Consider the following 13,294-nt stretch of genomic DNA (forward strand, 5'->3'; position numbering starts at 1 on the left):
ACGGCGGTACGGACCAGGGTCTCGGGGCCCTCTGCGGTGGACAGGTCGACGGACACGACGGTCACGTCGTGCGCGGCGGCCAGGGCGTCCAGCTCCGGGGTGGAGGTGCGGCTGCCCGCCACGACCTTGGCGCCTTCGCGGACCAGGCCCTCGACGACGGCCAGGCCGATGCCCTTGCTGGCTCCGGTGACGACGGCGACCTTGCCCTTGAGGTGCAGTTCCATGACGATCCTTTTCTGGATTGATTAATACATAATTACGGCATGAGCCCCCAGGAAGGCGCTGGCAGCAATGCGCCGAGACTCCTCTCGGGCCGTGCATGGCCTGTCGGGAGACACTCGCCGCAACCGCCGTACCGCCCGATCGGACCCTCCGGCACTCCCTGCAAGTGCAACACTAGCAGGAATTGTTTAACATTCAATCATTGATCGAAGTGGCCTCCGTCACCCCTTCGGGCAGGCACGGCGGCATCGGGCGGATCGAGGCCACGCCTGCGGACAGCGCCGCACCGGAACAAGAGCTCTGCGCAGCTGTACGTCGGTCCAACTGCCCCGGGGCGACACAGATTCTGCCCGCGCCACTCAGGTCAACGTCTACTGGGGCAACAGCGGCTGCATGGGGGTATCGCCAGGCCAGTGCCGAACCGCCTACTGGCAGCGCACCAGCGACTCTGTCCACATGGTCCACGTCGACGCCTACGTCACCGGTGGCGGCTACATCGCGGTGCTGACGTCGATGTCGCCCAGGGCGCCGGCCTGGCCTCGGGCGGCATCGTCGCTCCTTGTCTCTGGTCGTTCTGGCCTTGCCCCACCCAGGCAGGAGGCAGCTCCCGGAGCCCGGTGCCGCGCCGCTGCTGCCTCTGCACGAAGACTCTGTGCCCGCCCGAAACAACAGGTGCACGTGATGTGAACCTTTCCCCGGGTCGCCTACGTGCTTACAGTGCGGACCTCTTCTGACACATGCGTGGTTGAAGAGGGGCGGCCGGCTGCGCCTCACTCGGCCGCCCCGGCCCGCTTCCGGCTCGCACTGACCCGTGGGGGGACAGGGCGTGGCAGGAAGAGAACCCGGCATCTTCGTCGTGCCGGGTTCTCACCCCCCCCACCACACACCGTCATGCGGGCCATGTGTGTTCGCCATGGCTTTGCGCGGCTCGCATCGCAGTGTTCACCCCAGTCTGTGGCGGCTGTCGACAGGGCGTCCTGCTGGGGTGGGGCCCCGATGCGAACGCTGTGCACGCGGTGGTGTCCTGACGTCGTCGGCGATCACCGTGTGTGCGGCCAGGAGCGCAGGATCGTCGGCGGCCGTCCCGAGGAAAGGGTCCTCCGCCCTGGCTTCTACGCCGCCTTCGCCGTACCGAGCGACGTCCCTTCAGTCCCCCGGTTCCATCCCATCCGTTCTCCCTGTCATCGAACCGAAAGGCGACCAGATCTCCATGTCTGCCGACCTCCCGTCTCCGACCGGCCGCCGCGGATTCCTCAAAGGCGCTGCTGGCGCCCTCGCCGTCCCCGCCGCCGTCGGCCTCGTCGGCGCACTGGCCGAACCCGCCCGCGCCGACGACAACGGTCTGCCGGACTTCGCGCCGATCCCCGCCTCCTCGGTCGGGCCCACCCCGAACGCGGACGGCTACTACGTGGGCCGGATCGACGGAAACCTCTACTGGGTCACCGACTCCTACTACCAGTCCATGTTCCTGACGACCACACGCGGCGTCGTCCTCGTCGACGCTCCGCCGACCATCGGGCACAACCTGCTCCGCGCGATCGACGACGTCACCCGGGCCAACGGCCGGCCCGGCAAGGTGACGCACCTGGTCTATTCGCACTCGCACGCCGACCACATCGGCGCGGCCGGTCTGTTCGGAACAGACGTCACACGGGTCTCGCACGCCGCGACGGCCGGTCTGCTGGCCCGTGCGGCGGACCCCAACCGTCCGCAGCCGACGGTCACGTTCCGCGACAAGTACCAGCTCAAGGTCGGCGGCGAAACCCTTCAGCTGGCATACCACGGGCCCAACCACTCCCCCGACAACATCTTCGTCTACGCGCCCGAGTACGCCACCTTGATGCTGGTCGACGTCCTGTATCCGGGCTGGGTGCCCTTCAAGAACCTCGCGGTCTCCCAGGACATCCCCGACTGGATCAAGGCTCAGAGCATCGCGATGGACTACCCGTGGCAGACCTTCGTCGGCGGCCACCTCGGGCGCCTCGGAGTCCGCGCGGACGGCACCCTGCAGATTCAGTACATGAACGATCTGGAAGCCAGTACCCGCTCCGCGATCGACTCCGTCGACCCGAGCCCGTACTTCGCCAAGTACGGCGCACAGGGCAACTCCTGGGCGATCTTCAGGACGTTCCTCGACGCGGTCGCGGAGACCGCGGCCGCCCCGGTGGCCGCGAAGTACGCCGGAGTCCTCGCCGCCTCCGACGTCTTCACCAAGGACAACGCCTGGACCCTGCTGGAGTCCCTGCGGATCGACGCGGGTGTCCTCGGGCCGTTCGGCGTCCGGCCCTGAATCACAGGGGTGTCACCCCGGTGCGAGAGCACCGGGGTTCCCGGTTCCGTGGGCACATGCCGGGTCGGCACTCCCTTACGAGAAGACTCCGCTCCGCTTCCTGTTCCCGTGGCCTTCATCCACGGGCTCTGACTGCACAACACCTCCGACAGCCGTGGATCGGCCTGTTCGGCGAGCGGGGCTACAGCCCGTCCGCGCCCGGCCGGCCCAGCGACCCGGACACCGTCGAGCAAACACGTCAGAACCCGGAGGGCATCGCGGGGCACGGCATCGACGACGTCGTGGAGCACTGTGCGGTTCTGATCGCGAAGCTGCCGACGCGGCCCATCACGGTCGTCCGCTCCTTCGGCGGGGTGATCGCGCAGAAGCTGCTCGGCCAGGACCGCGCCGCCGCGGCGGTCGCGATCGACGCCGCACAGATCAAGAGCGTACTGCCGCTGCCGCTGTCCGCGCTGAAGGCGACGTTCCCCGTTTTCAAGAACCCGGCCATGAGGCGTCGCCGCTCTGGCCGAGGTGGCCTGCCCGGTCCCCGTCGAGAGCCGTCACCGAAAAGTCGGGGCCATCAATTCTGGTCTTCGGACATGCCCTTTCAGGCTTTCCGTCTACCCGATCGAGCACCATTGAGCAGCTATCCGACTGTTGCATCCGGTGGGGATTCTACAATGCGGCCGCCGAATCAGGCATGGCTCTGGGCGCATTGACAGGCATTCAAAGCCCTCTCTAAAGTTGAAGCATCAACAAAACATCGCCGGTGTCGTTTCCATGCCAGCTCACGCCACATGCCCGGGGGTCAACTCGCACGACTGCGAGCCTTCCTGTGACTGCACACCAGCGTTTCGCAAAAACAACAGTCGCAGCCCGGCACTCTGCCGCGCCGCCAGCACATGTGGGCGGCCGGAACGGAACGCCCCTTGGAGAACAGAGCATGAACCGCAAGACCTGGGTGCTGGCAGCAGTCGCCGGCCTGCTCACGCCGGTTGTCACCGCGTGCGGCGATTCCGACAGCGGGAACAAGGCCGCCACCATCGTCATCGGCACCACCGACAGGTTCACGGCCACCAAGGACGCCCCGGCCCCCCTCGACCCGGCCTATACCTACGACACCAACTCCTGGAACCTCCTGCGCCAGACGGTCCAGACGCTGTTGGTCGAGCCCAAGGGCGAGGGGGCCCCGGTGCCCGAGGCGGCCGAGCGCTGCGGCTTCGACGGAGGCGGCGACAACCGTTACGTCTGCACTCTGCGCGAGGGCCTGCAGTTCGCCGACGGCGACAAGATCACCGCGGACATCGTGAAGAGTTCCATCGAACGGGCCCTGCGCATCAAGGCCGACACCGACGTCTCCGCACTGCTGAACACGATCGGCACGATCGAGACCCGGGGCGACCGTGAGATCATCTTCCATCTCAAGACGGCAGACGCCACTTTCCCGTACAAGCTGACGACTCCGGTCGCGGGCATCGTCAACCCCAGGGACTACGACGGAGACAGGCTCCGTGACGGCTTCGCCGTCGACGGTTCGGGCCCGTACACCTTCAAGGCCGAGGTGACGGACGACGCCATCACGACCGTCACCTTCACCAAGAATTCGCTCTACAAAGGCAGCCTGGAGGTGAACAACGACCAGGTCGTGGTGCGTGTCTTCGACGACGCGAAGGCCATGGGCACCGCCATCAGCCGGGGCGATATCGATGTGATGATACGCACGATGTCACCCGCCCAGATCGAGCAGCTCGAGGCGGGGAACGACAAGAGCGTCAGTCTCGTCGAAATGCCCAGCCTGGAGATCCGCTACCTGGGTTTCAACACCGACGCGCCCACTGTCAGGGCCAAGGCCGTCCGGCAGGCCATGGCCCAGATCATCGATCGCGGCGAGCTGGTCTCCAAGGTCTACGGCACTCAGGCCGAGCCCCTGTACTCACTGATCCCGGCATCCCTCACCGGGCATTCCAACTCGTTCTTCAACAAGTACGGCACTCCCGACATCACAAGGGCGAAGAACCTCCTCGACGCGGCAGGCGTCGCCACTCCGGTGAAACTGACCATGCACTACACCACCGACCACTACGGAACGGCGACGAAGCAGGAGTTCGAGATCCTGCGCAAGCAGCTCGATGCCAGCCACCTGTTCGATGTCACCCTCCAGGGCACCCCCTGGGCGGACTTCAGCACCGCTGAACGCAAGGGCGACTACGACGTCTACGGCATGGGCTGGTTCCCCGACTTCCCCGACGCCGACAACTTCGTCGCGCCCTTCCTCGACAAGGACAACTTCCTCAACTCGCCGTACTCGAACAAGACCATCCAGCAGTCACTGATTCCCGAGATGAGGCGCGACGCCGATCGTCTCAGGACCGTGAAGACACTGCCCCGGATCCAGGACATCGTCGCCGACGACGTCCCCGTACTGCCTCTGTGGCAGGGCAAGCAGTACGTGGCCGCACGCGACGACATCACCGGAGTCGCCTACGCCATCAACTCCTCCTCCGTGCTCCAGCTGTGGGAACTCGGCCACGGCCTGAGCGACTGAGCACGCACTGCGTCGTCGGCGGCGCAGTGCGACCCGACGACGGGAGGGCGGTACCGCGATACCGCTCACCCGTCGTCCGTCTGCTCCGCCACCGCCCCGCCGCCCGAAGTCACGGCCACGGTGGGGGCAGCACCTGCTCCACCCAGATCGACTTCCCCGAACCCGTGTACCGGTAGCCCCACCGCTGCGAGGCCTGGGCCACGAGAAACAGCCCGCGCCCCCCTTCGTCCATCGTCCTGGCGTGGCGCAGCCGCGGTGATGTACTGCTGCCGTCGAACACCTCGCAGGTGAGCACGCGGTGGTGGATCAGGCGGAGCCGGATCGGTGCCGCCCCGTAGCGGATGGCGTTGGTGACCAGCTCACTCACGATGAGTTCGGTGGTGAACTGCAGGTCTCCCAGACCCCACTCCTCGAGCTGCCGATCCGCCAGTGCCCGGGCCTCCCTGACATAAGCGGGGTCGACGGGGATCTCCCAGGTCGCCACGGCGGAGGACGAGAACGAGGCGGTGCGGGCGAGCAAGAGGGCGGCGTCGTCCCGCAGCGGGCGGGAGACAAGGGCCGCCACCGCGTCGTCGCACATTTGTTCAAGAGGTGCGTCCGCGTCGCCCAGCAGGGAACGCAACTGCGCGACGCCCTCGTCCATGTCCCTGCTGCGGTCCTCCACCAGGCCGTCCGTGTAGAAGGCCAGCAGGCTGCCGTCGGGGCACGTCATCTCGACGGCTTCGAAGGGGACCGACCCCACGCCCAGCAGCGGGCCGACCGGGAGGTCGGGCACGAAGGTCGTCCCGTCCGGCCGTGTGATCACCGGTGCGGGGTGGCCGGCACGCGCCATCGCGCATGTCCGGTCGACGGGGTCGTAGACGGCGTACATGCACGAGGCACCCAGGGTCCCCATGAGGCTTGGACCCTCCTCGCCGCAGCGCGTTCCCGATGGCTGCTCCGCGCAGATACGTGTCACGAAGTCGTCGAGGTGGGCGAGCAGTTCGTCGGGCGGCAGGTCCATGGCCGCCAGGGTGTGGACGGCGGCACGCAGTCGCCCCATGGCCGCCGCCGCATTGACGCCGTGCCCCACCACGTCGCCGACCACCAGCGCGATCCGGGCTCCGGAGAGAGGGATCGCGTCGACCCAGTCCCCGCCGACGCCCGCCTCCTGCGAAGCGGGAAAGTAGCGCCAGGCAATCTCAGCCGCCTCGTCCGCGCCAAGCCGCCCCGGGAGCAGGCTCCGCTGCAGCGACAGCGAGATCCTGCGCTCCTGCGCGAAGCGGTGCGCGGCGACCAGCGCGGAACTTCCGTGGACCGCCAACTCCTCCGCGAAGGCGAGGTCCTCCGGCGTGAAAGGCTCCTTGTCACGGGCGCGCAGGAAGGTGACGAGGCCCAGCGAGAGAGCGCTTGCGCACAGCGGGACCATGATCGGCGGGTGGAACGCGTCTTCCTCTCCCGTCGGGGGGCGCCCGGGCGCGCTCTCGGTGGTCCGGGCTGCGGGCGCGGCGTGAGCCGATGCCCCGAGGACGCCCTTCCCGTCCTCCAGGCATCGCACGGCCGGCGACTGCGGGCCGTACTCCACCGCGTCGCCCCTGCCTCGCAGGGAACTCGCGCACACCCCGTCGCCGGCCTGGTGGCCGGCATGGCGCAGGGAGACGGATCCCTGTGCGGAGGCACAGGGGATCTCACTGCCCTGGAGCACGGCGTCGGCGAGGTCGATGCTCACCAGGTCCGCGAAGTCCGGCACGCAGATCTCCGCGAGCTCCTGAGCTGCCCGGACGGGATCGAGCTCCTTTCCGCACGCACGGGCTCTGCTCAGCATCAGCTCGCGACGATGCCTGCGCCACCGTTCGGTGATGTCGATCACCAGGTAGCACAGGCCGGTGGGCTTGTCGTACTCGTCCTCGAGTCGGAAGAAGGACGCCGAGTACATGTGCTCGCCGGTCGGGTCGGACAGGATGGGGCCCCTGTACTCGTAGTCGATCCGTGGTGTGCCCGTCTCGAGGACCCGGCGCATCGCGGCCTCACCCGCGGCCGCCTGCTCGGAGGGGAAGACCGCGCTGAGCGTGCGCCCCAGCCGGTCCGCCGCACCGGACGTCCGCACCAGAGCCTCGTTGACCCAGGTGTATCTCAGGTCCGTGTCCATGACGGCCATGCCGATGGGTGAGTGGGAGAGCAGGCCGTCCAGCAGAGACCGGTTCACCCCGGGCAGCGCGCCCTCGTCCGGGTCGAAGACCGTCATCAGCCAGTACGCACGGCCCGCGGCGCCGCCCATCGCGCCCATGCGGACCCCGAGCCGCAGGGTGTGTCCGGCCCGGTGGCGGACCTCTACGACCCCGTTCCAGTCTCCGTTCTCGGGGCGCGGCACTTCCCCGCCGGGCGTGAGCACCAGGCCGACGGGGCGGTCCAGGATCTCGTCCGCTCGATAGCCCAGCAGCGCCTCGGCGGCCTCGGACCACCCAATGACGTTGCCCACGCCGTCCAGGAGGGCCGTGGCCGGCGTGACCGCAGGCCCGACCGGCTGCCGTGGCGAGGGATTTCTGTCATTCTGAACCGCGGTCATGGTATTCCCGGTCGAATGGGCGCAATATGCGTAGGTGTAAAATGCATGAATTAGACTGATTTCCTCTCTGCCCAGTCTGCGTCACCGGATAAACGATCGCCACATCTGCGTGCGACACGTCGGCGCCCCGGGCACGGCCTCCGTGCCTCCCCGGGCACGACGGGTGAGCACGCCCCCTCGGGCCGAAAGACCGCGGGACGGACCCGTCGCCCGTCACGGCGGAGCCCGGCCGCCAATTCGGTCCAAGCGAAGTTCCCCAAGGGGCAGTCTTATTGACCGCTTCGCTATTCTCCGGGCGCCCTCCGTCCCGTCACAATGTCCATGGCCTGGGCAGATTGCATAAGCTCTGGATCGAATATGCGGCTTGGCCGACACAGACAACGACCACCCGGGCCTGCGGACCTCTCTCAGCCGTGGCGAGAGGGGATGGCTCACGCGTCACCGTTCTGGTGCGCTGTTCGTTCGGAGTGGGAGTCTGGCCTTGGGCCACCAAATTTTCTCTGCGCACGTGCTCATTCCCGTGCTCGCATTCACGACCATGTGCGTCGGCTCTTACCAGGGGTGGGCCTGCATGGTTCGCTTCCGGGCGCATACAGGGCGCTCATGGCTCGCTCTCGCGGCCCTGGCGCTCGGTGCCGGCCTGTGGGGCACGAATGTGATCGCCCTGCTCGGTTTCGGCGTGTCCGACCTGCCGATCGGCCACGACGCGCTGCTGACCCAGCTCTCGGCGGTGGTCTGTGTCGGTGCGACGGCGCCCGGTCTTCTCCTGGCCGAGACACGGCGCACCCGGCCGGGGGCAGTCGCCGCCGGCGCCGTGATGACGGCCGGCTTCACCGGAGCGTTCGTTCTGGGCACGAGCGCCCTCGAAGCGCCCGCGCGGTTCCATACGTCCGTCGGCATCGCTGTGGTCGGCATCGCTCTGACGGCGATCGCCATGGCGGCTGTCCTGTGGCTGACAACGACGGTTGTCGCGCACCGGGTGGCCGTCGCGGTCTCCGCGCTGTCAGCGGCACTGCTGTGCGCGGCTCAGTACGTGAACCTCGCCGCGTTGACCGCGTCATCCACGCCCACGGGCACTCAGGCCGGCGCTGATCCGAACGACCCCACCCTCACCATCGCGGTGACGGCCGTCCTGGCGCTGGTGGCGCTCACGGTGGCCTTCAACCTGTACATCACTCCGGCCCAGGACGTGCGGGACGCCCCCGCGCCACTGGCCGCGCGTGAGATGCCGGAGTATCTGCTGATGGACGGCCGGACCGGTGATGCGCCCGCCGTCGGCCTGCCCGTCCCCGTGACCACTGGTGACGACCTGGTCGTCGAGGCCAGTCCCGTGCTGCGCGTCGGTGGCTGACACTGCTGTGAGGAACGGCGGCGATGGATCGCCGTGCCCCGTCCGCCGGTCGGCAGCCGACCGGCGGACGAGCCGCGTCCAGTCCAGGGCACGAAGGACAGGGAAACCTTTCTTCATGAACGGACCGCTCCCCGTCGGCCGGATGGATCGAAGATCCGGCACCCCCTCACGCAGCGCCCATCCGCATCGCGCAGGCCACCGCATGGGTGCGGTCGCGCAGATCGAGCCGTCGCGTGACCGGCGTGGTCTCGCCTTGCGCCGACCGGACCGTCGTGGCGAACCACCGTGCTGTCACGGCTTGTAGAGCTCCCAGAAGCGGAAGACCGTCGAGGCGTCCAGGCAGTACGTATAGCCTTCGACGCCGGTGCGAACGACCGCGTACTGCTTCGCCTGCCAGATCGGGAGCATCGGCAACCGGTCCGCCACGATCTTCTGAATCTCGTCGAAGTCGGACGCCGTGCGTGAACGGTCGCTCATGATCGCTGTGCGCGGGATGAGCTGCTGCGTGATGGTCTCGTTCTTGAAATTGTTGCCCAGCACGTTCTCCGGACCGAAGAACGGTGCGGTGAAGTTGTCCGGGTCCGGATAGTCAGGAAGCCAGCCCTTGACATAGACCCCATATTTTCCGGCCGCGATGTCCTTCTCGTACTGCCCGTACGAGACGGACTTCATCTGGGCGTCGAACAGACCACTGGCGTTCAACTGGTCGGCGATCGCCTTGACTTCATCGTCCGTCGCCGATCCATAACGGGTCGGGGTGGACCACAGGGTCAACTTCACCTTGCCGGTGATGCCGTCCGCCTGCAGGGCCTCAGCCGCCTTCGAGCGCGAGGGATCCGCACCGTAACGATCGAAGAAGGCGGTGTTGTGACCCGTGATGCCGGCCGGAACGATTGAGTACAGCGGGAGGGCCGTGCCCTTGTAGACGCGGTCGACCAGTGCGTTCCGGTCGATCAGATAGGCGATCGCCCGACGGACTCCGAGACGGCCCACGACCGGGTCGTCCATGTTGAAGACCAGGTCCTGGACCTCGGCGCTGTTGCCCTCGGCGACATCGATGTCGCCGCTCCCGCCCCGCTTCTCGAGGTCGGCGATGTCCTGAGCGCTCAGTCCGCGGTAGGCGATATCGACGTCTCCGGCGGTGAGAGCCTGCTTGAGGGTGCCCCGCTGACCGTGGAAGAACTCCAGAGTTACACCGGAATTCCTCACCTGCGCGTTGCCCTTGTAGGAGTCGTTGACCGAGAAGGTCGCCCGTTTCTTGTCGAACGAGTCCAGCGTGTACGGCCCGGATCCGATGACGGCGTGATCCTGCCTGATCGCGTTGGGCGGATACTCGTGCCGGTCGACGATGGATCCGGCGCCTGATGCGATCTTGCTGGGGAAGGTGGCGTCCGGCGTGTCGAGGTGGAAGACCACGGTCCTGTCGTCCGGCACCTCCACTCTGTCGAGCGCCTGGAACATGACCGCCGGCCCCGCCGGATCGTCGATCCTGCGCAGACGGTCGAACGAGAACTTCACGTCCTGGGCAGTGAGCGAATCACCGTTGCTGAAGTGCAGCCCGTCCTTGAGGGTGCATCGATAAACTTGGCTACGAGAATCTGAGAAGGAGCACTTCTCGGCCGCGTCGGGTTCGGGCTCCGGTGCACCACCTCTGGGAAAACTGAGCAATGACTGGAAGACATTGTTGAAAAGCAGCCATGAACCGGGGTCATAACCGGATGCAGGGTCGGTCGCCATAACCTCGTCGGACATCCCGATCACTATGCCGGCACCACCGTCCGAACCGATGCCGAACCCACAGCCGGTCAACAATGCGGACGTCAGCCCCATCAAGATGGGCAAAGTTGTCCACCTGCTGTGCTTGATCACTTGAAATGCCTTCTTCTCTGCTCTGGTTATTCATGCTCTTGCCGCGGAACGGGCGTGATGCCGGATGCATTGCTCAGCAGACCTGACACAGACGCCCACAGCATCGGGTTCTATCAGCCGTCGCCCCATGAAATGACCGTGGCCGGTCCGGCCAGGATCGTTTGGGCAGAAAGTGGTGACTCACAGGCAGTATCGAAGACCTCACGGCGAAGTCGCCGTGGCGCATGTGATAAAACGGCAATGCACCTCGACAGGGGGGCGCCTTTCACATCCCATCGGTGCACCCGGGATCAGGCATGGCACCCCTATTCGAAAAAGTGGCGGCGGCTGTACCCGCTCTCGATCGCGCCGGCTGACGGAGGCGGTCGGCAGGCTCGGAGCCGTAGGTGGCCGTCGCTCTGCGGGGCCCTCGACCGGCGAAGCCGGGCGTGCTCGGTGTGCAGCGGGGATACGGAGTGCCCGGGAACACGGAGCCTTTTCCAACTTCACTTTCCTGTCGGGCAGTTGGGCTGACAGACAGATGAAGCCCCTGGTAGATGGGTTTTCGACCAAGAGAACCGTCTCCACCAGAGGCTTCCCATACTTGTCTACCCGTCCGGCGTCGACATGTCCTGCCCTGCGCTTCCTCGCCGCCCGCCTGAGGGAACACCGCCGCGCTCTCGGAACCCGGTGGCGGCGCCTGAACGCAGGCCGACAGGCCCTGCTCACCCTCGCCCATCTGCGCAACAGCCAGTCCTACGCCCAGCTCGCGGCCGGATTCGGGATCGGCACCACCACCGCCTACCCATACATCACCAAGGCCGTCAACCTCCTGGCCGCCCTCGCCCCCACCCTCACCGAAGCCGTACGAGCGGCGTCGACGAAGGCGTACGTGATCCTGGACGGGTCGCTCCTGCCCATCGACCGAATCACCGCCGATCGCCCGTTCTACTCGGGCAGACACAAGAAGCACGGCATGAACCTGCAGGTGATAGCCGATCCGAAGGGGCGTCTGATGTGGGCTTCACCAGCCTTGGCCGGCGCCGTCCACGACGTCCGGGCAGCGCGCGAGCACGGCATCATCGAGGCACTCGCCGAGGCCGACATCACCTGCTGGGCAGGCAAGGGCTACCAGGGTGCAGGCGGCACGGTCCGTCTTCCTTACCGCAGCCGATGGCACATCCTCTCCACCGGCCACCAGGCCGTCAACCGCTCCCACGCGAAGATCCGCGCACTGGTCGAGCAGGCCATCGCCACCCTCACGTCCTGGCGCCTCCTCCGCAAACTCCGCTGCTCGCCGACCCGGATCACGAGCCTCGTCCAAGCCGTCCTGGCCCTCCAGCTCGCCGCCACGGGCTGCGGTCAACCCGCAGCATTCACCAGATCCGTCAATTCGGCCTCGGTCGTCCCAGCCCACACACGAACGTCGAAGGTGTAACCCTCATCGCAAAACACCAGGTCAAGGCCCATGGACACCAGCCTGCGGAAAACCATCACCACCAGATCGCGTCTTCCTCCCAGACATCCATGTACAGCCAGGTACCGTCCTCGTGCAGATACGCCTCACCTGGGCCGTTCCCCGTCTTGAACTGCCACATGAGGCTGCGCACTTCGCTGCGGCGCATCGAGTCGATCTCGACCTCAGACCACCGGGCACGAATAGCGTCTGTCAGCGCACTCCGATCGATGCGCCATCCGCCCGCATCACCCTCGACCACCGCCACGAGCGTCATGGCCAGGGTCTACCAGATGTCCGTGACACAGCGCCGATCGGCTGTCGCCTGAAGTTGGAATGGGATCAAGGGCCAGCTCCCGGCAGGGAGCACCGACCGGGGAGCGGACCCTCCTTCGCCTCCCGCCTGCGTGGGGGACGACAGGATCGGAACGCGGGGCTCCAGGGCCGAGAGGTTTCGGTCCCGCTCGTGCCTCCGCCTCCATGGCCGAGACGCGAGCTCTACGAGCGGCTGTCCCGGGCGAGACGGCACATGAGGTGTCCGTTTGCGTCCCGCCGTCGCGGCTCGGTCCGGCGGCAGGAGTTTCTCGCGACGGCAGCGGGGGCGAATGAGGCGGCCTGCAGCGCTCCAGGCCTCCGCCGGGGAGCAAAGGGCCTGGACCGCTGCAGGAAGCCGATCAGGATCGATCAGCCGCTCCGCCAGTCCGCACCCGGCACCCTCCATCCAGGGCGACCGGGCCGACACCGCGAGCCTCGCAGCGACGACCGCGGCCCGGCAAGCGTGATCAGCCGATCGTGCCCTCACGGACTGCGCGCATGACCCGTCAGGCAGTCTTGCGCCCGCCTCACCGGATCCTGCCCGGCCGTGGCCGGGCAGCGCCGAAGCATCTCCTCGCCCGCGCAGACGGCGCCGGTGAGTGAGACCGACCATAATTGATTGACTATTCCATAAAGGGCGCTACCCTGGCGCCATGGCTCGTACCAGGGAGTTCGACATCGACCAGGCGGTGGACCGCGCCATGGATTTGTTCTGGCGCCGCGGCTATGCCGAGACGTCC

The 13,294-nt window shown here is 67.0% G+C and carries 9 protein-coding genes and 1 pseudogene; 5 read left to right on the forward strand and 5 right to left on the reverse strand.

Features of this window, described 5'->3' with window-relative positions; all coding sequences use genetic code 11:
* Positions 1-224 (reverse strand): SDR family NAD(P)-dependent oxidoreductase (locus ABT085_RS34360; RefSeq protein ID WP_351617030.1); only part of this gene is annotated, 224 nt, incomplete at its 3' end.
* A gap of 1,208 nt (positions 225-1,432) precedes the next feature.
* Here ABT085_RS34360 and ABT085_RS34365 point away from each other — a divergent pair.
* From ABT085_RS34365 to ABT085_RS34375, 3 genes are all read left to right on the forward strand, one after another.
* Complete coding sequence (locus ABT085_RS34365; protein WP_351617032.1) at positions 1,433-2,512, forward strand: MBL fold metallo-hydrolase; 1,080 nt, start codon at positions 1,433-1,435, stop codon at positions 2,510-2,512.
* Positions 2,513-2,793: 281 nt separating this feature from the next.
* Positions 2,794-3,213, forward strand: coding sequence for a hypothetical protein (locus ABT085_RS34370; protein ID WP_351617035.1), 420 nt, complete (start codon positions 2,794-2,796; stop codon positions 3,211-3,213).
* A 224-nt stretch (positions 3,214-3,437) separates the two neighbouring features.
* Positions 3,438-5,039, forward strand: coding sequence for an ABC transporter substrate-binding protein (locus ABT085_RS34375; RefSeq protein WP_351617037.1), 1,602 nt, complete (start codon positions 3,438-3,440; stop codon positions 5,037-5,039).
* 109 nt (positions 5,040-5,148) lie between these two features.
* Here ABT085_RS34375 and ABT085_RS34380 read toward each other — a convergent pair whose 3' ends face one another.
* Positions 5,149-7,497: a SpoIIE family protein phosphatase gene (locus ABT085_RS34380; RefSeq protein ID WP_351617040.1), complete on the reverse strand. Its 2,349-nt coding sequence runs from the start codon at positions 7,495-7,497 to the stop codon at positions 5,149-5,151.
* A 658-nt stretch (positions 7,498-8,155) separates the two neighbouring features.
* Here ABT085_RS34380 and ABT085_RS34385 point away from each other — a divergent pair.
* A complete protein-coding gene (locus tag ABT085_RS34385) occupies positions 8,156-8,935 on the forward strand; it encodes an MHYT domain-containing protein (protein WP_351617042.1) in 780 nt (259 codons plus the stop codon).
* Between the two features lie 166 nt (positions 8,936-9,101).
* Here ABT085_RS34385 and ABT085_RS34390 read toward each other — a convergent pair whose 3' ends face one another.
* Complete coding sequence (locus ABT085_RS34390; protein WP_351617045.1) at positions 9,102-9,230, reverse strand: hypothetical protein; 129 nt, start codon at positions 9,228-9,230, stop codon at positions 9,102-9,104.
* Complete coding sequence (locus ABT085_RS34395) at positions 9,227-10,765, reverse strand: ABC transporter substrate-binding protein (protein ID WP_502982868.1); 1,539 nt, start codon at positions 10,763-10,765, stop codon at positions 9,227-9,229. The genes ABT085_RS34390 and ABT085_RS34395 overlap by 4 nt, the downstream gene beginning before the upstream one ends.
* Before the next feature lie 618 nt (positions 10,766-11,383).
* On the opposite strand from ABT085_RS34395, the pseudogene ABT085_RS34400 reads away from it, so the two are divergent.
* Positions 11,384-12,137 (forward strand): annotated as a pseudogene (locus ABT085_RS34400) (transposase family protein); the annotation flags it as partial.
* Between the two features lie 139 nt (positions 12,138-12,276).
* Here the strand turns inward: ABT085_RS34400 and ABT085_RS34405 are convergent.
* Positions 12,277-12,516, reverse strand: coding sequence for a hypothetical protein (locus ABT085_RS34405; protein WP_351617051.1), 240 nt, complete (start codon positions 12,514-12,516; stop codon positions 12,277-12,279).
* Positions 12,517-13,294 lie beyond the last annotated feature (778 nt).

Source organism: Streptomyces sp. NPDC002265 (assembly GCF_040296125.1).
Classification (GTDB): Bacteria; Actinomycetota; Actinomycetes; order Streptomycetales; family Streptomycetaceae; genus Streptomyces.